This is a genomic window from Achromobacter sp. RW408, assembly GCF_003184165.1.
GTDB classification, from domain to species: domain Bacteria; phylum Pseudomonadota; class Gammaproteobacteria; order Burkholderiales; family Burkholderiaceae_B; genus Achromobacter; species Achromobacter xylosoxidans.
Genome location: NZ_QHHO01000046.1, coordinates 233,404 through 255,975, shown reverse-complemented (window position 1 = coordinate 255,975; position 22,572 = coordinate 233,404). Strand labels below are relative to the sequence as shown.

Annotated in this window: 21 protein-coding genes; 10 read left to right on the top strand and 11 right to left on the bottom strand. The window is 68.9% G+C overall.

From position 1 onward, the window contains the following. The 3 genes from DK459_RS30770 to DK459_RS11210 all read left to right on the top strand — a co-directional run. A partial coding sequence (locus DK459_RS30770; RefSeq protein ID WP_233256796.1) for an alpha/beta hydrolase occupies positions 1–911 on the top strand: 911 nt, incomplete at its 5' end. 426 nt (positions 912–1,337) lie between these two features. After that, complete coding sequence (locus DK459_RS11215; protein WP_110134723.1) at positions 1,338–2,207, top strand: RNA ligase family protein; 870 nt, start codon at positions 1,338–1,340, stop codon at positions 2,205–2,207. After that, positions 2,204–3,340 carry an AAA family ATPase gene (locus DK459_RS11210; RefSeq protein WP_054448465.1) on the top strand — a complete coding sequence of 379 codons (1,137 nt, stop codon included), beginning with the start codon at positions 2,204–2,206 and terminating at the stop codon, positions 3,338–3,340. The genes DK459_RS11215 and DK459_RS11210 overlap by 4 nt, the downstream gene beginning before the upstream one ends. 68 nt (positions 3,341–3,408) lie before the next feature. Here the strand turns inward: DK459_RS11210 and DK459_RS11205 are convergent, their stop codons facing one another. Next, positions 3,409–4,161 (bottom strand): GntR family transcriptional regulator, encoded by a 753-nt coding sequence (locus DK459_RS11205; protein WP_233256795.1) that lies wholly within the window; start codon positions 4,159–4,161, stop codon positions 3,409–3,411. Positions 4,162–4,254: 93 nt separating this feature from the next. Here DK459_RS11205 and DK459_RS11200 point away from each other — a divergent pair, with 93 nt between their 5' ends. From DK459_RS11200 to DK459_RS11190, 3 genes are read left to right on the top strand one after another with little or no spacing between them, the layout of a single operon-like run. Then, complete coding sequence (locus tag DK459_RS11200; protein WP_110134722.1) at positions 4,255–5,610, top strand: adenylosuccinate lyase family protein; 1,356 nt, start codon at positions 4,255–4,257, stop codon at positions 5,608–5,610. A 50-nt stretch (positions 5,611–5,660) separates the two neighbouring features. Further along, positions 5,661–6,641 carry a tripartite tricarboxylate transporter substrate binding protein gene (locus DK459_RS11195; RefSeq protein ID WP_054439946.1) on the top strand — a complete coding sequence of 327 codons (981 nt, stop codon included), beginning with the start codon at positions 5,661–5,663 and terminating at the stop codon, positions 6,639–6,641. A 12-nt stretch (positions 6,642–6,653) separates the two neighbouring features. Then, on the top strand, positions 6,654–8,156 hold the full coding sequence (locus DK459_RS11190) for a fumarate hydratase (RefSeq protein ID WP_110134721.1): 1,503 nt from the start codon (positions 6,654–6,656) through the stop codon (positions 8,154–8,156). Between the two features lie 12 nt (positions 8,157–8,168). Here DK459_RS11190 and DK459_RS11185 read toward each other — a convergent pair whose 3' ends face one another. The 7 genes from DK459_RS11185 to DK459_RS11155 all read right to left on the bottom strand — a co-directional run bounded on the left by DK459_RS11185 (position 8,169) and on the right by DK459_RS11155 (position 15,245). Then, positions 8,169–9,017 (bottom strand): IclR family transcriptional regulator, encoded by an 849-nt coding sequence (locus tag DK459_RS11185; RefSeq protein WP_076468347.1) that lies wholly within the window; start codon positions 9,015–9,017, stop codon positions 8,169–8,171. A 28-nt stretch (positions 9,018–9,045) separates the two neighbouring features. After that, positions 9,046–9,900 carry a fumarylacetoacetate hydrolase family protein gene (locus DK459_RS11180; protein WP_024069772.1) on the bottom strand — a complete coding sequence of 285 codons (855 nt, stop codon included), beginning with the start codon at positions 9,898–9,900 and terminating at the stop codon, positions 9,046–9,048. Positions 9,901–9,937: 37 nt separating this feature from the next. After that, on the bottom strand, positions 9,938–10,708 hold the full coding sequence (locus tag DK459_RS11175; protein ID WP_110134720.1) for an SDR family oxidoreductase: 771 nt from the start codon (positions 10,706–10,708) through the stop codon (positions 9,938–9,940). A 258-nt stretch (positions 10,709–10,966) separates the two neighbouring features. Further along, a complete protein-coding gene (locus DK459_RS11170) occupies positions 10,967–12,565 on the bottom strand; it encodes a GMC family oxidoreductase (protein WP_110134719.1) in 1,599 nt (532 codons plus the stop codon). 19 nt (positions 12,566–12,584) lie between these two features. After that, positions 12,585–13,394 (bottom strand): shikimate dehydrogenase, encoded by an 810-nt coding sequence (locus tag DK459_RS11165; protein ID WP_054507126.1) that lies wholly within the window; start codon positions 13,392–13,394, stop codon positions 12,585–12,587. 48 nt (positions 13,395–13,442) lie between these two features. Beyond that, positions 13,443–14,429: a transketolase family protein gene (locus tag DK459_RS11160; protein WP_060721636.1), complete on the bottom strand. Its 987-nt coding sequence runs from the start codon at positions 14,427–14,429 to the stop codon at positions 13,443–13,445. Beyond that, entirely contained in the window at positions 14,430–15,245 is an 816-nt protein-coding gene (locus tag DK459_RS11155) for a transketolase (protein ID WP_102964990.1), read from the bottom strand. Positions 15,246–15,422: 177 nt separating this feature from the next. On the opposite strand from DK459_RS11155, the gene DK459_RS11150 reads away from it, so the two are divergent. Together DK459_RS11150 and DK459_RS11145 are read left to right on the top strand one after the other, a co-directional pair. Continuing rightward, positions 15,423–16,127, top strand: coding sequence for a GntR family transcriptional regulator (locus DK459_RS11150; RefSeq protein ID WP_006387160.1), 705 nt, complete (start codon positions 15,423–15,425; stop codon positions 16,125–16,127). Positions 16,128–16,136: 9 nt separating this feature from the next. Then, positions 16,137–17,204, top strand: a complete 1,068-nt coding sequence (locus DK459_RS11145; protein WP_110134718.1) for a glycerol dehydrogenase — start codon at positions 16,137–16,139, stop codon at positions 17,202–17,204. A gap of 138 nt (positions 17,205–17,342) precedes the next feature. Here DK459_RS11145 and DK459_RS11140 read toward each other — a convergent pair whose 3' ends face one another. The 3 genes from DK459_RS11140 to DK459_RS11130 are packed head-to-tail and all read right to left on the bottom strand — an operon-like array spanning position 17,343 to position 20,015. Next, positions 17,343–18,278, bottom strand: coding sequence for a 3-keto-5-aminohexanoate cleavage protein (locus tag DK459_RS11140; protein WP_024069782.1), 936 nt, complete (start codon positions 18,276–18,278; stop codon positions 17,343–17,345). Beyond that, positions 18,271–19,233: a 3-hydroxyacyl-CoA dehydrogenase gene (locus DK459_RS11135; RefSeq protein WP_024069783.1), complete on the bottom strand. Its 963-nt coding sequence runs from the start codon at positions 19,231–19,233 to the stop codon at positions 18,271–18,273. The genes DK459_RS11140 and DK459_RS11135 overlap by 8 nt, the downstream gene beginning before the upstream one ends. Further along, complete coding sequence (locus DK459_RS11130) at positions 19,233–20,015, bottom strand: SDR family oxidoreductase (RefSeq protein ID WP_026383327.1); 783 nt, start codon at positions 20,013–20,015, stop codon at positions 19,233–19,235. Before DK459_RS11130 ends, DK459_RS11135 begins: the two co-directional genes overlap by 1 nt. Positions 20,016–20,395: 380 nt before the next feature. Here DK459_RS11130 and DK459_RS11125 point away from each other — a divergent pair, with 380 nt between their 5' ends. Both DK459_RS11125 and DK459_RS11120 read left to right on the top strand, forming a co-directional pair. Continuing rightward, positions 20,396–21,547, top strand: a complete 1,152-nt coding sequence (locus tag DK459_RS11125) for an ABC transporter substrate-binding protein (protein WP_194957170.1) — start codon at positions 20,396–20,398, stop codon at positions 21,545–21,547. 149 nt (positions 21,548–21,696) lie between these two features. Beyond that, positions 21,697–22,563 (top strand): branched-chain amino acid ABC transporter permease, encoded by an 867-nt coding sequence (locus tag DK459_RS11120; RefSeq protein WP_006387153.1) that lies wholly within the window; start codon positions 21,697–21,699, stop codon positions 22,561–22,563. The last annotated feature ends 9 nt before the right edge of the window (positions 22,564–22,572 follow it).

Sequence of the window (22,572 nt, the reverse complement as noted above, 5' to 3'; positions counted from 1 at the left end):
CCCCCAGCGCCGCTCCCTTCGCCGGCATCCGCCAGATCCGCGCCGGCGACCTGGACATCGGCTACGTCGACGCCGGCCCGGCCGGCGGCCCGGTCGCCATCCTGCTGCACGGCTGGCCCTACGACATCCACAGCTTCATCGACGTCGTGCCGCGCCTGACCGCCGCCGGCTACCGCGTCGTCGTGCCGTACCTGCGCGGCTACGGCTCGACCCGCTTCCTGTCGGCCGGCACCGCCCGCAACGGCGAGCAGGCGGTGGTGGCGGTCGACATCATCGCCTTGATGGACGCGCTGAAGATCGGCAAGGCCGTCATCGCCGGCTTCGACTGGGGCGCGCGCACCGCCAACATCATGGCCGCCCTGTGGCCGGAACGCTGCCAGGCGCTGGTGTCGGTCAGCGGCTACCTGATCGGCAGCCAGGAAGGCAACCGCAAGCCGCTGCCGCCGCAGGCCGAATTCCAGTGGTGGTACCAGTTCTACTTCGCCACCGAGCGCGGCGCGGCCGGCTACGCCGCCAACGTCGACGCCTTCAACAAGCTGATCTGGCAACTGGCCTCGCCGCAATGGCGCTTCGACGACGCCACCTACGCGCGCAGCGCCCGCGCCTTCGCCAACCCCGACCACGTCGCCATCGTCATCCACAACTACCGCTGGCGCCTCGGGCTGGCCCAGGGCGAGGCGCGCTACGACGACCTGGAGCGGCGCCTGGCGGTGGCGCCGAAGATCGCGGTGCCCACCATCACGCTGGAAAGCGACGCCAACGGCGCGCCGCACCCCGCGCCCGCCGCCTATGCCGGCCAGTTCAGCGGCAAGTACCGTCACGTCGACGTGACCGGCGGCATCGGCCACAACCTGCCGCAGGAAGCGCCCGAGGCCTTCGCCGACGCGGTGCTGCAGGTGACGCGGCTGTGACGTCAGGAAAACACGATTGTGATATAAACGTGATAGCAAAGTGATAGCACCGCGATACGGCGATGGCGCCCGGCGCCACGCCATGCCGGCGCGAAGCTGGCCGCAGCGCCGCGTGTCCGCCGGACAACAACCGGCGGACACGGCGTTGACAGCGTCATCCCCGTTGCCTTAGGATGCGCCCTTGCCTTTCAACAACCCCTTTTTTCCCGGGTGCCAACGTGTCTGCCATTCGTCAATTCGCCTAAACGCCGACGACTACCTTCCGGTAATCGCGGTCAGCCTGTCCATTCACGCGGCTCGACCTTCCCGGTCTTGAGCGCGACCCGCGGCAGGCGCGGTTCCGGAACGCGCAACACATCCCCCCCCTCGCTTCCCTTCCCCGCAAGACCGTGTCGTCGGCTTCCCCACTTTTCCTGGAGAAGACCCATGACGCCGGATTTCCGCGCCTGTGCGCAATCCCTTGAACTGTTCCGCTACCCCCGCACCCCGCACCTGGAAGGCTCGCGGCTGCAGGAAGGCGACCACGGCCACGACCACGTGCCTTACCGCGACCTGCGCGGCCTGCGCCTGGTGGTGGAGGAGAAACTCGATGGCGCCAACACCGGCATCAGTTTCAGCCCCGCGGGCGACCTGCTGCTGCAATCGCGCGGCCACTACCTGGTGGGCGGCGGACGCGAACGCCAATTCAACTTCATCAAGGCCTGGGCCCAGGCCCACGCCGGCTGGCTGCTGCAACGGCTGGAAGACCGCTACGTGATGTACGGCGAAACGCTGTCGAAAAAGCACTCCGTGTTCTACGACGCGCTGCCGCACCACTTCTTCGAGTTCGACGTGCTCGACCGCCGCACCGGCGCCTTCCTGTCCACCGAGGCGCGGCGCGAACTGCTGGCCGGCGGCCCGGTGCTGTCGGTGCCTGTCCTGTACGACGGCCTGGCGCCCGCGCGCCTGGCCGACCTGAAGGCCCTGCTGCGGCCGTCGCTGGCCAAGACGGCGCGGTGGCGCGACGCGTTCGAGGCCACCGTGCGGCGCGAGGGCCTGGACCTGGCGCTGGCCTGGCGGCAATGCGACAAGTCGGACCTGTCGGAAGGCCTGTACATCAAGGTGGAGGCCGACGGCAGGACGCTGGGCCGATACAAATGGGTGCGCGCCGACTTCGTCCAGGCCATCCTGGCCGCCGACAAGCACCATTCCGAGCAGCCCTACGTGCCCAACCAGCTCGCGCCCGGCGTCGACCTGTACGCCCCGCGACCGCGGGTGGATTGGGACACACTGCGCGGCGACAGGGAGACATCATGAACTACGAGCAACTGCGGGCCCTGGCGCCCGCCGCCGGCCAGGCGCCGGACTTCGCCGCCTGCCTGGCGGCCTTTCCGGCGCTGGAGCTGGCCAAGGCCACGCCGCAGGACCCGCGCTACCACGGCGAGGGCGACGTCTGGACCCACACGCGCATGGTGGTCGAAGCGCTGCTGGCGCTGCCCGATTACCAGGCCGCCAGCCGCGCCGACCAGGAGATCGTGTTCCTGGCGGCGCTGCTGCACGACGTCGCCAAACACGCCACCACGGTGATCGACTCGGCCAGCGGCGCAATTTCGCAACCCGGCCATTCCGCCCGGGGCGCGATCGACGCGCGCATCGCGCTGTGGGACGCGGGCGTGCCCTTCGCCGTGCGCGAGGCCATCTGCCGCCTGATCGCCGTGCACCAGGTGCCGTTCTTCGCCTTGTCCGGCTCGCGCCGCGGCAAATCGGTGGAATTCATCGTGCGCGAGCTGTCGTGGCAACTGAGCATTCCGCTGCTGGCGATGCTGGCCGAGGCCGACATGCGTGGCCGCATCTGCCGCGACCAGCGGCAGGTGCTGGACAACATCGCGCTGTTCCGCGAGGCCGCGCGCGAGGAAGACTGCTACGGCCAGCCGCGGCGCTTCGCCGATGCGCACACCGCCGTCAGCTACTTTCGCGGCGCCGACGTGCATCCGGACTATCCCCTGTTCCAGGAGCCCGGCTCGCGCGTCATCGTGATGGCGGGCCTGCCGGCCAGCGGCAAGAACAGCTGGGTGGCGGTGCACCACCCCGACCTGCCGGTGGTGTCGTTCGACGACGCGCGCGAAGCGCTCGGCCTGGCGCACGGCAAGAACGAGGGCAAGGTGGCGCACCTGGCGATCGACCAGGCCAAGGCATTGCTGCGCCAGCGGCGGCCGTTCGTCTGGAACGCCACCAACCTCAGCCAGCTGATGCGCAAGAAGACGCTGGACCTGCTGTACGCCTACCACGCCGAGGTCGAGCTGGTGTACCTGGAACAGCCGCGCGCCGAACTGCTGCGGCGCAACGCCCGGCGCGACACGTCGCTGCCGAACAAGACCTTGCTGGGCATGCTGCACCGCTGGGACCTGCCGCTGCCGACGGAGGCGCACCGGGTGGTGTACGCGGTGTAGGCGCATCGGCGCCGATTGTTGCAGCGTCGGCGCGGGTTTGGCGCGCGCCCGCGTGCCGCGGACGCGGCTCAGTGCTCGCGGATCAGCGTCGTCGAGAACTCGTAGCGTCCGGCCGGATGGTACGAGCACGATGCTTCCACGATCTGCCCGGCCTGGTCCTTGTAGTGACGCAGGATCAGCAGGCCGGGCGATTCGGGCGCCACCTGCAGCTCGCCCGCCACCGCCGCCGGCATGGCGCAGGCCGAGATGGTCTGCTCGACCGAGGCAATGCGGCGGCCGTAGTGTTCCTCGATCAATTCCGACACCAGCCGGTCGGGGTGCTGCCGCGCCAGCTTGCGCACGCCCTTGTAGTGGGCATCCACGTACAGCTCGGTCCACACCACCGGCGGCTGCCCCGGCGCGCCGCGGGTGGAGGCGAAGCGCAGCCAGCGCGTGCCCGGCCCGACACCCAGGCGCGCGGCCAGGTCCAGGTCGGCCACGATCTCCTGCACCTGCAGGATGGTGCGCGGCGTGCGCGCGGCCAGTTGCACCAGGTCTTCCAGCGAACGCAGCGACTGGCTGAAACCGGCCTTGGGCCGGGCCGCCGTGACCACGGTGCCGCTGCCGCGCCGGCGCGCGATCAACCCCAGGTCCTGCAACTGGCGCAACGCCGCCCGCAGGGTGTGGCGGCTGGCGTCGAACTCCTCGGCCAGGGCGTTCTCGGACGGCAGCACGGCCCCCACGGCATACACGCCGCCGGCGATCCGTCGTGCCAGTTCTTCGGAGATGCGGGTGTACAGCGAGATGGACATGGAACCGGGGGTGTTTGCGACAGGCTCCATTCTATCTGCTGCCGGGCGCGGGTATTCCCCGGCATTGACGTCCGCCGACGGCCCTGCTTAAATGTACGTACAACTTTTTAAGAGCGTACATTTATGCCAGTCTCGGTCCTCGAATCCGCCCTGTTCAAAGACATGTTCGGCACCGCCGCGATGCGGGCCGTGTTCGACGATGCCGCCACCGTGCGGCGCTATGTGGAAACCGAAGTCGCGCTGGCGCGGGTGCAGGGCCGGCTGGGCGTGATCCCGGCCGAGGCCGCCCGCGCCATCGAGGCGCGCGCCGACGCCGCCGCCCTCGACATGGCGCTGCTGCGCGAGGAAACCGAGATCGTCGGCTATCCGATCCTGCCGCTGGTGCACCAGCTGTCGCGCCAATGCGGTCCGGAAGGCGAATATCTGCACTGGGGCGCGACCACGCAGGACATCATGGACACCGCCACCGTGCTGCAGGTGCGCGAGGCGCTGGATCTGGTGGACGCCGACCTGCAAGCGCTGGATGGCATCCTTGACGGCCTGGCCGGGCAATACCGCGACACGCCCATGGCGGGCCGCACGCACCTGCAGCACGCGCTGCCGATCACGTTCGGCTACAAGGCCGCCGTCTGGCTGCTGATGCTGCGGCGCCATCGCGAGCGCCTGGCGCAGTTGCGGCCGCGGGTGCTGATCGGGCAATTCGGTGGCGCGGCCGGCACGCTGGCCTCGCTCGGCGATCAGGGCCTGGCGGTGCATGGCGCGTTGATGCGTGAACTGGGCCTGGGCGCCGCGCCGGTCACCTGGCACGTGGCGCGCGACGGCCTGGCCGAAACGGTGCAGTTCCTGGCGCTGGTGTGCGGCTCGCTGGGCAAGATCGCGGTCGATATCATGCTGATGATGACCAACGAGCTGGGCGAAGCGTTCGAGCCTTTCGTGAAGGGCCGCGGCGCCTCCAGCACCATGCCGCAAAAGCGCAATCCGATCTCGTGCGAACTCATGTGGGCCGCCTCCAAGACGGTGCGCCAGCACGCCGGGCTGGCGCTGGACGCCATGCTGCAGGATTTCGAGCGCGCCACCGGCCCCTGGCACATCGAGTGGTCGGCCGTGCCCGAAGCCTTCGTGCTGACGGCCGGCTCGCTGCGCCAGGCCCGCTTCATGCTCGGCGGCCTGGAAGTGGACGCCGCGCGCATGGCGCGCAACCTGGACCTGTCCGGCGGCCTGATCGTGGCCGAGGCCGTGATGATGGGCCTGGCCCCGCACATCGGCCGCCAGACCGCGCACGACGTGGTCTACGACGCCTGCCGCGAAGCGGCCACGTCGCGCCGCCGCCTGGCCGACGCGCTGCGCGAGGACGCGCGGGTCGCGCAGCGGCTCGGCGCGGACCAGATCGAACGGCTGTGCGATCCGGTCCACTACCTCGGGGCCGCGCCCCGGATGGTGGACCGCATGCGCGCCCATCTCAACCCCGGCGCCGCCTGAACCGCGGCGCCGGCTTTCCCCCGAAAAAAAAACACCCACGGAGACAAACCATGAAGAACTGGCTCGCGGCGGTCACCGCCACGGCGGCGTTCGCCCTGACACCGGGCGCGCACGCGCAGGACACCTACCCCAACCGCGCCATCACCTGGATCGTGCCGTTCGCGGCCGGCGGCCCCACCGACGCGATGGCGCGCAACATCGCCAACCGCGTCGCGCAGGAACTCAAGCAGACCATCCTGATCGAGAACGTGGGCGGCGCGGGCGGCACCATCGGCGCGGCCAAGGCGGCCAAGTCGACGCCCGACGGCTACACCTTCCTGGTCGGCCACATCGGCTACATGGCCGCCGCGCCATCGCTGTACCCGCGGCTGCCGTACGATCCGACCAGGGACTTCCAGGCGGTGTTCCGCTTCCCCGACACGCCGCTGGTGCTGCTGGTGGGCGAAAGCTCGCCGTACAAGTCGGTGTCCGAACTGATCGCCTTCGGCAAGCGGCACCCGGGCAAGCTCAACTTCAGTAATGCCGGGGTCGGCTCGACCTCGCACCTGGTGGCCGCCATGTTCGCCAGCCAGGCCGGCATGGAGATCACGCCCATCGCCTACAAGGGCGCCGGGCCGGCGCTGAACGACCTGATGGGCAACCAGGTCGATGCCATGTTCGACCAGACCAACACCGCGCTGCCGCAGACCCGCGGCGGCAAGGTGCGCGCGCTGGGGCTGACCTCCGCCAGCGCCATGGCGCAGTTCCCCAATGTGGCGCCGATGGGCGAGCAGGCCCTGCCGGGCTTCCAGGTATCCACCTGGTACGGCCTGTATGCGCCCAAGGGCACGCCGGACGCGGTGGTGCAGACGCTGTACCAGGCCTGGCAGAAGGCGCTGGCCGACAAGGACTTCACCGGCAAGATGGTGGAACAGGGCATCCAGTTGCTGCCCGAGGGCCAGTACGCGCCCGCCGCCTTCCAGCAGTTCACCGCCGACGAAGGCAAGCGCTGGGCCGGCGTCATCAAGCAGGCCGGCATCACGCTGCAATAGGCCCGGCACATCATGCGCGTCCTGCTCGCTTCCGATATCGAGACCAGCATCGCCCAGGCCCTGCAGGCGGTCAGCCACACGCACCCGCCCGATTTCGTGCGGGCGCTGAAAGCCGCCCACGAGCGCGAGACCGCGCTGGCCGCCCGCCACGCGCTGCTGCAATTGCTGGTCAACAGCAAGATGAGCGCGCGGGCGCGGCGCCCGGTCTGCCAGGACACCGGCGTGGCCCACGTGTATGCCCGGCTCGGCATGGACGCGCGCATCCGCGCCGACGGCCCCGGCCCCACGCCCAGCCTGCAAAGCCTGGCCGACCGGGCCGTGGCGCGCGCCTATGGCTGTGCCGCCAATCCGCTGCGGGCATCGATGGTGCGCGACCCGCTGGGCCTGCGCCGCAACACCCGCGACAACACGCCCGCCGTGCTGCACGTGGAACTGGTGGAAGGCGACGGACTGGAGTTGACCGTAGTCGCCAAGGGCGGCGGCGGCGACGTCAAGGCGCGCTATGCCATGCTCAATCCCAGCGACTCGGCCGCCGACTGGGTGGTGGCGCAACTTCCCGGCATGGGCGCCGGCTGGTGCCCGCCGGGCGTGCTGGGGCTGGGCGTGGGCGGTTCGCCGGAACAGGCCATGGCCCTGGCCAAGCGCGCCCTCTTCACGCCGATCGACATGCCCGAGCTGCTGGCGCGCGGCGCGCAAGACCCGGTCGAGCGCTTGCGGATCGAGGTCCACCAGCGCGTCAACGCGCTGCGCATCGGCGCCCAGGGCCTGGGCGGCGACACCACCGTGCTCGACGTCAAGGTCGCGACCGCCGCCTCGCACGCGGCGCTGCTGCCGGTGGCGCTGCTGCCCAACTGCGCCGCCACCCGCTTCGTGACGTTCACGATGCCCGACAGCGGGCCGGCGGTACTGCCGCCGCCCGATCCCGCGGCCTGGGACGGCATTCCGGACGCCCTGCCGGACAGCGCCGGCCGCCGGGTCGATCTGGACTCACTGACGCGCGCCGAGGTCGCCTCGTGGCAAGCGGGCGAAACGCTGCTGCTGTCCGGCAGGTTGCTGACTGGCCGCGACGCCGCGCACAAGCGCATGGATGAATTGCTGGGGCGGGGCGAACCGCTGCCGGTGCCGCTGCAAGGGCGCGCGCTGTACTACGTCGGCCCGGTCGACCCGGTGGCCGGCGAAGCGGTGGGCCCGGCCGGCCCTACCACCGCGGCCCGCATGGACAAGTTCATGCCGCGCCTGCTGGCCGACAGCGGCCTGCTGGTGACCATCGGCAAGGCCGAGCGCGGACCGCTGGCGGTGCAGGCGATCCAGTCCCACGGCGGCGCCTACCTGAGCGCGGTGGGTGGCGCGGCCTACCTGGTGTCGCAAGCGGTGCGCGCGGCGCGCGTGGTCGCCTTCGCGGACCTGGGCATGGAGGCGATCTATGAGTTCGAGGTGCGCGACATGCCGGTGACGGTGGCGATCGATGCGCGCGGCCGCTCGGTGCATGCGGTGATCCCGATCCAGGCGGCGTGAGCGCGCTCTCCCTCAGGCCTGCTCCGGCAGGTAGCCGCTGTAGCCCATCAAGGTCGACAACCGCTGGGCGACGTTGCCGACGATCTCCTGCACCTGGGCGATGCTGGGCGATTCCTTGCGGTCGATGCGCTCGATGTGCGGCACGTTGATCGCGGCGATGACCTGGTTGCCCACGCCCATCACCGGATAGGCGACGTTGGTGATGCCGCGGATCTGGCGGCTGGCCATGCAGGCGCAGCCGTTCTTGCGCACGTCCGCCAGGATCGGGAACAGTTCGCCCGGGTCGGACTCCAGCTCGCCTTCCACCTTGATGTGGGCGGCCAGCATGCGGGTGCGCTCGACCTCGTCGCGGAACGCCAGCAGCACGTGGCCCGAGGACGTGTCGGTCAGGCCCATCATCACGCCCACCTTCAGGCCGAACGACCAGCGCTCGGGGCTGTCGACCTGCGCGATCACCACCACCCGGCCGGCCTGGTAGACCGCCAGGTGGCACGACTGGCGCGCGCGGTTGGCCAGTTCGCGCAGCAACGGCAGCGCCACGCTCACCAGCGACTTGAGCGGTTGCTGGCGGTGCGCCAGCTCGAACATCTTCAGCGTCAGCGTGTAGCGGTCGTTGTCGTCGACCTGCACGAAGCCGCGCCGCTGCAGCGTCACCGCCATGCGGAAGATCTCGCTGACGCTGCGGCCGATCTTCTGCGCCAGCTCGGCCAGCGTGTAGCCGGCCGGGCTGGCGGCCAGCGCCTCCAGGATGTCCAGCCCCTTTTCCAGGGCGGGCGCGGCGTAGCGTTGCGCGCCCGGCGAGTCCGCGGCGTCGGCCTCGGGCGTGGCGGGATCGGGAACGGGAATCTTGGATGCGGTCATGGCGGCGGCAAAGGAGTGGAACCCGATTTTATTCGGCGCGGACCCAGGCCTGCAGGGCCTGGCGCTGCTCGCCCAGTCCGGCGATGCCCAGGCGCATCTCGTCGCCCGCCTTCAGGTACACCGGCGGCTTCTGGCCCAGGCCCACGCCCGGCGGCGTGCCGGTGCTGATGATATCGCCCGGCATCAGCGACATGAAGCGGCTGATGTAGCTGACCAGCGTCTTCACGCCGAACACCATGGTGCGGGTGCTGCCGTTCTGGAAGCGGTGGCCGTTCACTTCCAGCCACATGTCCAGGTTCTGCGGATCGGCGATCTCGTCGCGCGTCACCAGCCACGGGCCGACCGGCGCGAAGGTGTCGCAGCCCTTGCCCTTGTCCCACTGGCCGCCGCGCTCGATCTGGTATTCGCGCTCGGACACGTCGTTGACCACGGTGTAGCCGGCCACGTAGTCCATGGCCTCGCTTTCTTCCACGTACGAGGCCTTCTTGCCGATGACCACGCCCAGCTCCACTTCCCAGTCGGTCTTGACCGAGCCGCGCGGGATGATCACCGGGTCGTTCGGGCCGCTCAGCGACGAGCTGGGCTTGAGGAACAGCACCGGCTCGGCCGGCACCGGCAGGCCGGACTCGGCGGCGTGGTCGGCGTAGTTCAGGCCGACGCAGACGATCTTGCCGACGCCGTTGACCGGGCAGCCGTAGCGCACCGCGCCGTCCACGCGCGGCAGGCTGGCGGGGTCGAGCTTGGCCAGCCGGGCCAGCTCGGCCGGGGCGATGGCGGCGGTGTCGATGTCGGCGACCACGCCCGACAGGTCGCGCAGCGCGCCCTGGGCGTCGATCAGGCCGGGTTTTTCCTGGCCGGGCTGGCCGTAGCGTACGAGTTTCATGCGGAATCCTTGAAAGGGAACAAAGCGGGACGGCGGCTCAGTTGGACCAGCCGCCGTCGATAACCTGGATGGTACCGGTGGTGAAGCCGGATTCGTCGCTGGCCAGGTAGACCACCAGCGCCGCGACCTCCTCGACCCGGCCGACGCGGCCGATGGGTTGGCGCGCCACGAAGGCGGCGCGCACCGCGGCCTCGTCACTGCCCTGCTGGCGCGCCTGCGCGGCGATGCGCTCGCGCAGCGAGGGCGATTCGACCGTGCCGGGGCAGATGGCGTTGCAGCGGATGCCGCGCGCCACGAAGTCGGCCGCCACCGCCTTGGTCAGCCCGATCACGGCGGCCTTGGAGGCGCCATAGACGAAGCGGTTGGGCACGCCCTTCACGCTGGAGGCGGCCGAGGCCATGTTGATGATCGAGCCGCCGCGCTCGAGCATCAGCGGCAGGTAGGCGCGGATGGTGTGGTACATGGTCTTGACGTTCAGGTCCATGCTGAAGTCCCAGTCGGCCTCGTCGCAGTCCAGCACGGTGCCGGCGTGGACGAAACCCGCGCAATTGAACAGCACGTCCACCGCACCGGTCTCGCGGGCGCAGTCGGCCACGGCCGCCCCGTCGCGCACGTTCAGCACGCGGGTGCGCAATCCGTCCAGGCCGGCCGCGCGGGCCTCCTTGGCCAGGTCGGCCAGCGCGGCCTCGTTGATGTCGGTGGCCCAGACCTGGGCGCCCTCGCGCGCCATGGCCAGGGCGCTGGCGCGGCCGATGCCGTTGCCGGCCGCGGTCACCAATGCGCGCTTGTCTTGCAAACGTAGGGTCATGTCTCGTCTCGTCGGTGGGGAACGTGGCGCGGCGCCGGAGCGGCGCGCATTATCGTGAAATTCAATTTTATTAATGAAAAAACATTAGAAGAATTTCAACGTCCCCACAAGACAGGGATTTTAAGTATTTACCCTATAAATCCTACCGCTTCGGAGCTTTCCCATAGATTTTTCGTGGCCAAAATACGGAAAATCATTTTTATCAATGAAATTTTTACGCTTGCGCATGCCGCCCGATTCACCGGCCGCCACACCGCATCACGTGGCGGCAACATCCTCCAGGATCAGCTCGGCGCCGCGCTCGGCCACCATCATCACCGCCGCCTGGGTGTTGCCCGACACCATCTTCGGCATCACCGAGGCATCCACCACCCGCAGGCCGTCGATGCCGTTGACCCGCAGGCGCGGATCGGTCACCGCGCCGCCATCCGAGCCCATGCGGCAGGTGCCGATCGGGTGGTAGATGGTCTGGCCGTTGCGGCGCGCGAAGTCCAGCCATTGCTCGTCGCTGTCCACATCCGCCCCCGGGCTCAGCTCGCGCTCGATATAGCGCTGCAGAGCCGGCTGCTGCACGATGCGCCGCGCCACCCGCATGCCGCCCACCAGGCTGTCGCGGTCGATCTGCGCCGACAGGAAGTTGGGCCGGATCGACGGCGCGGCCAGCGGATCAGCCGACTTCAGGTGGATCGACCCGACCGACTCCGGCCGCAGCTGCGCCACGCCGATGGTCATGCCCGGCTCGCGATCGAGAATGCGCTCGGCCGCGTTGGCGTAGCTGGCGTGCACGAAGAAATACTGCACGTCGGCCGCCGGCAGGTCCGGCGCGCTCTTGACGAAGCCGTGCGCCAGCCCCGTGCCCAGCGTCAGGATGCCCTTGCGGCGGGTGTAGTAGCGCGCCACCTGTTGCGCCAGGCGCCAGCCGCGCGACATCTCGTTGAGCGTCACGGTGTTCCGGACCCGCCAGTTCATGCGCGTGGCGAAGTGGTCGATGTAGTTCTCGCCCACCTGCGGCTGCGCGTGCACCAGCGGAATGCCGAAGGATTGCAGCAGCGCGGGATTGCCCACACCCGACAGTTCCAGCAGCTGCGGCGACTGCACCGCGCCCAGGCACAGCAATGTCTCGCGCCGCGCCCGCACGGTGAATTCCTGGCCATTCTTGCGATAGGCCACGCCGACGCAGCGCTTACCTTCGAACAGCAGCCGCGTCACGTGCGCGCCGCACTCCACCGTCAGGTTCTTGCGGCCGGCGGCGGGCTTGAGGTAACCGTCGACCACGCTCCAGCGGCGGCCGTGGCGCTGCACCACTTGGTAGTAGCCGACCCCATCCTGGCGGCCGGCGTTGTAGTCCGGGTTGAGCGGCAGGCCGTCCTCCTGCGCCGCGCGCAGGAAGGCGTCGGACAGAGGAAAGCGCTCGGCCACTTCCTCCAGGTGCATCGGCCCGGACTTGCCGCGGGTCTCGCCGCCGGGCTCATAACATTCAATCTTGCGGAACACCCGCTCGGCGGTGCCGCCGCCCCAGCCGGTGGCGCCGGCGGCCTCCCAGCCGTCGTAGTCCTGCGGCCGGCCGCGCACGTAGATCATGCCGTTGATCAGCGTCGAGCCGCCCAGGCCCTTGCCGCGCGGCACGGCGATGGTGCGGCCGTAGACGTTGTCCTCCGGCTCGGTGGCGAAGCGCCAGTTGTAGTCCGGATTCACCAACAGCTTGGAAAAGCCCGCCGGGATCGAGATCCACATGCTGCGCGCCTCGTGCCCCGCTTCCAGCATCAGCACCCGGTGGCGGCCATCGGCCGTCAGGCGGTTGGCCAGGATGCAGCCGGCGGTGCCGCCGCCCGCGATAATGAAGTCGTAGTCGCCCATCGTCTCGTCCGTCGCCGCCTCAGCCCTGCGCGGCCGGCGCCACGCCCATCATTTCCGCCATCAGCTCGATCTGCCCGGCCAGCATCGGCGCGCCGTAGTGCACCTTGCAGCCGCGCGCCCGCGCCGCCACCAGCAGCGGCGTGTCGGCCGGCTGCATGATGACCTCGCACACCAGTTGGTCCGGCGTCAGCCGCGCCGCGTCCAGCGGCAGCGCGTCGTCCGGTTTCATGCCGAGCGAGGTGCCATTGACCACCAGGTCGTGGCCCGACGGATCGGCCGTGCCGACGCTGATGCGGGCCTCGGGGTGCAGCGACAGGATGCGTGCCTTAAGATCCTCGGCCTTGGCCGGCGTGCGGTTGGCAATCGTCAACCGCGACACGCCCGCCTGCGCCAGCGCGAAGCCGATGGCATTGGCCGCGCCGCCGGCGCCGGCCAGATAGGCGCTCTTGCCCTCGGGCGCCACGCCGTGCGTGCGCAGGCCGCGCACGAAGCCCTCGCCGTCCAGCATGTGCGCCACCAGGCGGCCGTCGGCCTCGCGCCGCACCACGTTGGCCGCGCCGATCTTGCGCGCCACCGGCGTGGCCTCGTCGGCCAGGGCCAGGATCGCCGTCTTGTGCGGCATGGTGACGATCAGGCCGCCCAGGTTCTCCAGCCGCCGCAGTCCGGCCACCACCTCGGCCAGGTTGTCGGGCCGCGCATGGAACGGCACGCAGACGCCGTCGAAGCCGATGCGGGCGAAATGCTCGTTCATGCGCTGCGGGGTTTTGACGTGGTAGATCGGGTCGGCCAGGATGCCGAACAGGCGGGTGTTGCCGCTGATTTCCTTCATTGCTGTCTCCGTGTCGTGGCGCCACGCCGGGCGCCCTTCAATGCTGTCCTAGCGCCGCACCAATTCCCGCGCCACCGCCTCGATGCCGGCGCCGTCCAGCCGGTAGTGGGCGTACAGCGTGGTGGGCGGGGCAATCAGGCTGTATTCGTCGTAGATGCCATGGCGCCGCAGCCGCGTGCCGCTGCCGGCATCGGCCAGCACCTCGGCCACCGCCGAGCCCAGGCCGCCCATCACATTGTGCTCTTCCACCGTCAGCAGGACGGAGGCCTGCCCGGCCGCCGCCAGCACCGCCTCGCGGTCCAGCGGCTTGAGGGTGGGCATGTCGATCACGCCCACCGACAGGCCGTCCTCGCGCATCCGGGCGGCCGCTTCCAGCGCCGCGTGCAGCGTGATGCCGCAGGCGATGATGTTCAGGTCGCTGCCGGTCGAATGGACGATGGCGCGGCCGAACGCGAACGGCGCGCCGTCTTCATACACCTGCGGGTCGCGGCCGCGGCCGATGCGGAAATAGATCGGCTCGGGCCAGTCCACCGAGGCCTTGATGGCGGCGGCCAGCTGCGGCCCGTCGGCCGGCGACACCACGGTCAGGCCGGCGATGGCGCGCATGGTCGAGATGTCCTCGGTGGCGTGGTGCGAGGTGCCATAGAAACCCAGGCTGATGCCGGTGTGATGGCCGATCAGCCGCACCGGCAACTTGGTGTAGGCCACGTCCATGCGGATCTGCTCGCAACACAGCAGGCCCAGGAACGAGGCAAAGGTCGCCACGAACGGCATCGCGCCGGTGGTGGCCAGCCCGGCCGCCGCCGACACCATGTTCTGCTCGGAAATGCCGAACTGCACGTAGCGGTCGGGATAGGCCGAGGCGAAGCGGTTCAGGCCGTTGGAATACTGCAGGTCGGCCGAGCCGGCCACCACCGGATGCCCGGCCCGCGCCAAATCGATCAGCGCGTCGGAAAGATACGACAGCCCGGGGTTCACCGCGTTCAGCGCGCGGTACTGCCAGGAATCGGGGGAAAGCGTCTGTGCCTGTGCCATTCAGATCTCGCGGGTCATGATTTCGTCGATGGCGGCCTGCGCGTCCTGCGGCGCCAGGTAGCCCAGATGCCAGCCGGGTTCGGTCTCCATATAGGAAACGCCCTTGCCCTTGATGGTTTTGGCGATGACGCAGGCCGGCCGCGCGCGCGCCTCGTCCGCGCGCAGCCGCCGCAGCAGCGCGGTCAGCGCCGCCAGGTCGTGGCCGTCGACCTCGTGCACCTCCCAGCCGAAGGCCTGCCACTTGTCGCGCAGCGATTCCACGCCGATCACGTCGTCGACCTTGCCGTCGAGCTGGTAGCCGTTGCGGTCGATGATGGCCACCAGGCGCGACAGCTTGTGGTGCGCGGCGAACAACGCGGCCTCCCACACCTGCCCTTCCTGCATCTCGCCATCGCCCAGCATCACGAACACGTTGAAGTCGCGCTGGCTCATGCGGCCGCCCAGCGCCATGCCGGCGCCGTTCGAGAGCGCATGGCCGATGGAGCCGGAACTGAAATCGACGCCCGGCACCTTGGTCATGTCAGGGTGGTCGCCCAGGGGGCTGCCCAGGCGGGTGTAGCCGTCCAGCAGTTCATGCGGAATGAAACCGTGGTCGGCCAGCACCGGGAACAGGCCCACGGCCGCGTGGCCCTTGCCCATCAGGAAGCGGTCGCGATCCGGCCAGCCAGGCTCGCCCGGCCGCAGCCGCATCACGTCGTAATACAGGGCGGCAAAGATCTCGGCGCACGAAAAGACCGAGCTGTAGTGCCCGACCTTGGCGATCTCGATCAGCCGGATGGTTTCCAACCGGATGTGGCGGGCCTTTTCCCGCAGCATCCGGACCTCGTCTTCGCTTGGGTCTCCCCGGTCCTGGCGCATGGCGTCTCCTTCGCTTATCAGAATATATGATATATAATATACCAATCGCGCTTGAATTGGCCAGGGCGGGATAGAATTCAGCCGGGCGCCGTTTCACGGCCTCCGCCATTCCATCGAACCCAAGCCTCGACCGTCATGCCCAGCCTTAAACCGGTAAAAAAAGAGAACCTCTCCGTCAAGGTCTACAACGAGATCCGTAACGCCCTGATCAACGGGCAGTACGAACCCGGAGAGCGCCTCATCATTGGCGAGCTGGCCCAGGAAATGGGCGTCTCGATCACGCCCGTGCGCGAGGCCATCTTCCGCCTCATCAGCGAACAGGGCCTGGAAATGCAGGCCGCCACCGCGGTCTACGTGCCCTATGTCAACTCGGAAAAGCTGCGCGAGATCCAGCAGATCCGCTTCCACCTGGAAGGCATGGGCGCGGCCGAGGCCGCCAGGAACATCACGCGCAAGCAACTGGACAACCTGATCGCGCTGCAGAAGGACTTCATCTCCTGCACCTCGACCGACCCCAAGCGCGCCAGCTACCTGAACCGCAAGTTCCACTTCGGCATCCTGGAAGCCAGCAACAAGCCCATCCTGCGCAACACCGTGGAATCGTTCTGGGTCATCACCGGCCCGATCCTCAAGGTGTTCCACATCAAGACGGCGGGGCTGGACTACTCCCAGGACGAACACCGCCACGAGGCCGTGCTGGCCGCGCTGGAGGCGCGCGACCCCGAAGCCGCCACCAAGGCGATCCAGGCCGACCTGGTGTGGGGCGGCAAGATCATGATCGACTGGCTGGTCGAACGCGAAAAAGAACTCGACTACCGCCCGCCCGGGCCTCGCAAATAGGAAGACTCGATGCTGAAGATTTTTGGCGCTCCCGGCCGCTACATCCAGGGAGCCGGCGCGCTCGACGCGCTGGGCGGATACGCCGCCCTGTTCGGCCGCCGCGCCGCCCTGGTCATCGACCGCTACGTGCAGGGCGTGCTGGGCCCGAGAATCGAGGCATTGTGCGGCGCCCACGGCGTGGCGCTGACGGCCCTGCCGGTCGAGGGCGACATCACGCCCGAATCGATCGCGGCGCTGCGCGCGCAGGCCGCGGCCGCCGGCGTCGACATGGTGATCGCGGTGGGCGGCGGCAAGGCGCTGGACGCCGGCAAGGCGGTGGCCAAGGCCGAGCACTGCCACCTGGTCACGGTGCCCACGGTGGCCTCCAACGACGCCCCCACCAGCAAGAACTACGTGCTGTACGACGCCCATCACAACCTCCTGGCGGTCGAGCACATGCTGTTCAACCCCACCATCGTGCTGGTCGACACCGCCGTCATCGCCACCGCGCCCGCGGCGTTCTTCCGCGCCGGCCTGGGTGACGCCATCTCCAAGAAATTCGAAGCCGAACAATGCGCCCGCAACGGCGGACGCAACATGTACGACGGCGTCCCGCCGCTGACCGCCCAGCTGATCGCCGACGGTTGCCTGCGCACGCTGCTGGCCGACGGCACCGACGCGCTGGCCGTGGCCGGCAGCGGCCAGCCCACGCCCGCCTTCGAACGGGTGGTGGAAGCCATGATCCTGATGAGCGGCCTGGGCTTCGAGAGCGGCGGCCTGTCGATCGCCCACGCCCTGACGCGCGGCCTGCCGAAGATCGCCGGGCTGGCCAGCGCGCCGCATGGCCTGCAGGTGGCCGTCGGCCTGCTGGTGCAGCTGGACCTGGAGGCGCGCCAGGACGGCATGCTGGCCACCCTGACGCAGTGGTATGAACAGGTGGGGTTGCCCACCACGCTGCAAGCGCTGGGCGCGGCCGCGCCGTCCGACGCCGAACTGGCGCGGGCGGCCGAGTTGACGCTGGCCGCGCGCCATGCCGCCAATTTCGATCGTCCCCTGGACATCAAGACCCTCGTCGCCGCCCTGCGCCGCCACGCCTGACGCCCCGCCGCTCGCGCTGGCGGCGTCCCGCGGGCGGCGCCAGCGAGCGCCGCGACCCGCATCCGGCGGGCCGCGCGCCTCCCCATCGGCGGGGGCATCAATCCGGCGGCGGCGCGCACGCCCTTGCCCGGCCTGGCGTCAGAACGCCACGTTGTCGCCGCCCTTCAGGCCCAGCTTGGCGCGGGTATCGGCGGGCGTGGCCACTTCCAGGTTGAGCGCCTCCAGGATGGTGCGGATGCGTTCGACCTGCGAGCGGTTCGACTCGGCCAGCTGGCCCGGCCCGATCCACAGCGAATCCTCCAGCCCCACCCGCACGTTCGAGCCCATGGCCGCGCCGATGGTGGCCAGCGGCATCTGGTTGCGGCCGGCGCCCAGGATCGACCATTCGTATTCATTGCCGAACAGGCGGTCGGCGGTGCGCTTCATGTGCATCAGGTCTTCGGGGTGCGGGCCGATGCCGCCCAGGATGCCGAACACCGACTGGATGAACGGCGGCGACTTCACCAGGCCGCGGTCCACAAAATGCGCCAGGTTGTACAGGTGGCTGATGTCGTAGCACTCGAACTCGAAGCGGGTGCCGTTGGCGTTGCCCAGCTCCAGAATCGATTCGATGTCCTGGTAGGTGTTGCGGAAGATCAGCGAACGGCTGTTCTCCAGGTGCTCGCGCTCCCACTCGTGCTTGAAGTCCTGGAAGCGGCCCAGCATCGGGAACAGGCCGAAATTCATCGAGCCCATGTTCAGCGACGCCAGCTCCGGCTTGAAGGTGGTGGCCGGCCGCATGCGCTCCTGCACCGTCATGTGCGGGCTGCCGCCGGTGGTGATGTTGATGATGGCGTCGGTCTCGGCCTTGATGCGCTTGAGGAACGGCTCGAACAGCGCCGGGTCCTGCGACGGCTTGCCGGTCTGCGGGTCGCGCGCGTGCAGGTGCAGCACGGCGGCGCCGGCGCGGGCCGCGCCGATGGCGGCCTCGGCGATCTCGTCGGCCGTCACCGGCAGGTGCGGCGACATGCTGGGGGTATGGATGGCGCCCGTCACGGCGCAGGTGATCACGACCTTCTGCTTGGCTTTAGCCATTTTCGTCTCCGTTGTCTTGCTGTTGCTTGTGGCGCATCAGGCGCATCAGTTGTTCGTCGCGCCAGTAGCGGCGCGCCGTCAGGTCATCGTCCGGCAGCAGGCCGCGCCGCTCGGACGCCAGGGCCTCGACCAGCGCGCCGTCCCAGGGCACGGGTTCGCGCTGGCTGGCGCCGATGGATTGGTACAGCCCGCCGTAGCGCGCGCAGTAGTCGGCAAGGCCGCCGGGCGCGTTCAGGTCGATGGTCTCGAACGGCCCCATGAACGACCAGCGCAGGCCCAGGCCGTCCTTGACCGTGGTGTCGATGTCCTCGGCGCTGGCGATGCCGGCGGCGGCCAGGCGGAAGGCCTCGTGCAGCAGCGCGCCCTGCAGGCGGTTGAGGATGAAGCCCTCGATCTCGCGCCGCATCGTCACCGGCTTCTGGCCGATATCCAGCATGATGTCGCGCGCCGCCTGCATGGCGGCCTCGCTGGTCCAGGGCGCCGGGCACAGCTCCACCACCGGGATCAGATAGGGCGGATTGACCGGATGCGCCACCAGGCAGCGCGCCCGGCCGGGCAGGCCTTCGGTGAATTCGCTGGCAGGAATGCTGGAAGTGGAACTGCCGATGATGGCGTCGGGATCGGCCGCCGCGTCCAGTTGCGCGAACAGATCGCGCTTCAGAGCCAGCCGCTCGGGCGAGTTCTCCTGGATGTAGCGGGCGCCGGCCAGCGCCTCGGGCAGGCTGGCGGCCACCTCGATGCGGGCGGCGGCCGCCGCCGCGTCGCGCAGCAGGCCGTGCGCCTGCAATGCATCCAGCTGGCGCCGGATCAGCGCGCCGGCCTCGGCCAGCATGGCGGCGTTGACGTCGTACAGCCGCACCTGCCAGCCCTGGCGCGCGAACACGATGGCCCAGGCCTGGCCGATCAGTCCGGTGCCGATGATGGCGGCGCGGCGCCGCCGCGGATCGGCCGCCATCAGTAGAGCTTCTGCGTGAAGCCGTCCACCACGATGGCCTGCCCCGTGACGCTGCGGGCGGCCTCGCTGGCGTTGAACAGCACCATGTTGGCGATGTCGCGCGCCGTGACCATGCGGCCCAGCGCCGCCTGGTTTTCGTAGAGCGCGGCAATTTCCTCGACCGGCTTGTCCAGCGTCCTGGCCTTGGCCTCGATCACGGCGCGGATGCGCGGGCCTTCGACCGCGCCCGGCAGGATGGCGTTGACGCGGATGCCGTGGCCGCCCAGCTCGATCGCCAGCGACTTGGTGAAGCCGATCACCGCCCACTTGGACGCCGAATAGACCGAGCGCCCGGCAAAGCCCAGGTGGCCCGCGGCCGACGACAGGTTGATCATGACGCCGGCGCGCGACTGCTTGAGCAGCGGGATGGCCTGGCGCGCGCACAGGAACTGGCCGGTGATGTTGACCGCCAGGGTGCGATCCCAGTCGGCCTTGGACAAGGTCTCGACGAAACCGGTGGGGCCGGCCACGCCAGCGTTGTTGACCAGGATGTCCAGGCCGCCCAGCTGCTGGCGCACGGCGTCGAACAGGGCGGCCACGCTGTCTTCATCCGACACGTCGGCATGCACCGCGCGCACGCCGGGCAATTCGGCCGGCAGCGCGGCCAGCCGCTCGCGGTTGACATCGCACACCAGCACCGACGCCCCGGCCCGGTGGAACACCTGCGCCATTTCCAGGCCCAGCCCATCGGCGCCGGCGGTGATCAGTACCTTTTTTCCGGCGAAATCCACTTCCTCGAACATGCTCTTTGTCTCCTGGATTCTTGTGCTCAAACGCCTTTTGATCATATAGGATATATGATTCAAAGGGGAGTTTTCTTGCCATCAAAGCAGCCATGAAAAGGGCCGCGAAACAGCGTCCGGACAGCGGAATTTGACCTGCCGCGCAGCGGAAAACTGCCCGCAAACGCTTTATTCATGCGGCTTGAGGGAAATCCCCGATTCAGCCGGCCAAGTCCGGCACTAGAATCCAGGACGAGGTTCTCACACCCCACCGGCGCATATATCATATATTCAAAAACAGACGGACGACTCAGACAACAGTCCGCATCCAAACCCACAAAGGAGCGTAGACAGTGTTCAAGATCAAACAATTCGCCATCGCGCTGGGCCTGTGCGGCGCCATGGCCAGCGGCACCGCGGCGGCCGACATGAAAGTGGGCGCGCTCTTCCCGTTCAGCGGCGCGCTGGCGCTGCTGGGACAGGAGAGCTATCGCGGCCTGGAGCTGGCCGTCAACGAAATCAATGCCGCCGGCGGCATCAACGGCGAGAAGATCCAGATCATCAAGGCCGACGCGGTCGACCCGACCCAGGCGGTGTCCGAGACCAAGCGATTGATCTCATCGAACGTGGTCGGCGTGTTCGGCAGCTACGCCTCGGGCATCTCATACGCGGCCTCGCCCGTGACCGAACTGGCCGGCGTGCCCTACTTCGAGCTGGGCGCCACCGCCCACAAGATCACCACGCGCGGCTACAAGTACCTGTTCCGCAGCAACCCCAACACCGCGCTGTACGGCGTGTCGGTGGTCAACGCGCTGCACGACATCATCGGGCCGGGCATGGGCCTGAACCCGAAGGAAGTGCGCATCGGCATCATCCACGAGGACGGCCCCTACGGCACCGACGTGGCCGCCACCGAGAAAAAGCGCGCCCAGGAACTCGGCTACACCGTGGCCGAGGTGCTGCCCTACTCGGCCAAGACGGTCGACCTGTCCTCGCTGATCCTGCGCCTGAAGGGCGCCAAGGTCGACGTGGTGCTGCAGACCGCCTACCAGAACGACGCCATCCTGTACTTCAGCCAGGCGCGCGCCGCCGGCTTCAAGCCCAAGGTGGTGATCGGCGCCGGTGGCGGCTATTCGCTGGCCGACACTGCCAAGGCCGTGGGCGCCGACATGAACGGCGTGTTCGACCTGGACTTCCCGCAATCGTCCATCAATCCGGCCGGCGCGCCCGGCCTGGACAAGTTCCTGGAAGCCTACAAGACCACCTACAAGAGCGACCCGCAGTCCGGCCACAGCCTGACCAACTACGTCGGCGCCAAGGCCTTCTTCGAAGCCATCGCCAACGCCAAGTCGACCGACAAGGACAAGATCCGCGCGGCCGTGCTGGCGTACAAGAAGCCGGCCGGCCAGACCGCCAACGGCTGGGCCTTCGACTTCGGCGAGGACGGCCAGAACAACGCCTCGACCTTCTACGTGATGCAGTGGCAGGATGGCAAGCTGGTCACCATCGCGCCTGACAACCTCGCGCTGGGCAAGCCCGTCTTCAAGAAATAGAACGCCGGGGCCGCCACCCGGCAGGCCCGGCACGGCAAGCCAGCAAACCGGACGCTCGGGGGCGTCCGGCGTTTCACTGGGGCCCGCGGCCCCGGCCCCGCCGGCGACGGCGCGCGGCCGGGACGCGCCCCGTTCCAAGAGGTTGCACCATGGATATCTTCATTCAACTGGTCATCAACGGCCTGTTGCTGGGCGGCGCCTACACCATCATCAGCCTGGGGCTGACGCTGATCTTCGGCGTGGTCCGCGTCGTCAACTTCGCGCATGGCGAATTCCTGATGATCGGCATGTACGCGGTCTACCTGATCGCGGCGCAGTTCGGCGTGCACCCGTACATCGGCCTGGTGCCGGTGGCGGTCATCCTGTTCGCGCTGGGCGCGCTGACGCAGAAAGGCATCATCCAGCCGCTGCTCAACGCCGACCAGCACATCCAGATCTTCGCCACGGTGGGCGTGTCCACCATCCTGCTGAACCTGGCGCTGGTGATCTTCGGCGCCAACGTGTTCCGCGCCCCGGTGCAACTGGGCACCAGCACCCTGGACGTCGGCAACTACTCCATGGTCACCGGCCAGTTGGTGACCTTCGTGGTCGGCCTGAGCCTGGCCGTGCTGCTGCACCTGTTCATGCACCGCACCTACCTGGGCCGCGCGCTGCGGGCGGTGGCGCAGCACCGCTACGCCGCCACGCTGATGGGGGTGAACGTCAACAACGTCTACGCCATCGCCTTCGGCCTGGGCACCGCCTTCGTCGGCATCGCCGCGGGCCTCCTGGCGCCGCAGTATCCGGTGTTCCCGACGGTGGGCACGTACTTCGTGCTGACCGCCTTCGTGATCGTGGTGCTGGGCGGCCTGGGCAGCCTGTACGGCGCGGTGGCCGGGTCCATGATCATCGGCATCGTCGATACGCTGGCCGGTTACTACATCGCCCCCGACCTGAAAGAGGTCGTCTATTTCGGGATCTTCCTCTTGATCCTTGTCCTGCGTCCGACCGGCCTGTTCGGCGTCGGCACAGAGTGATCAGAGCCA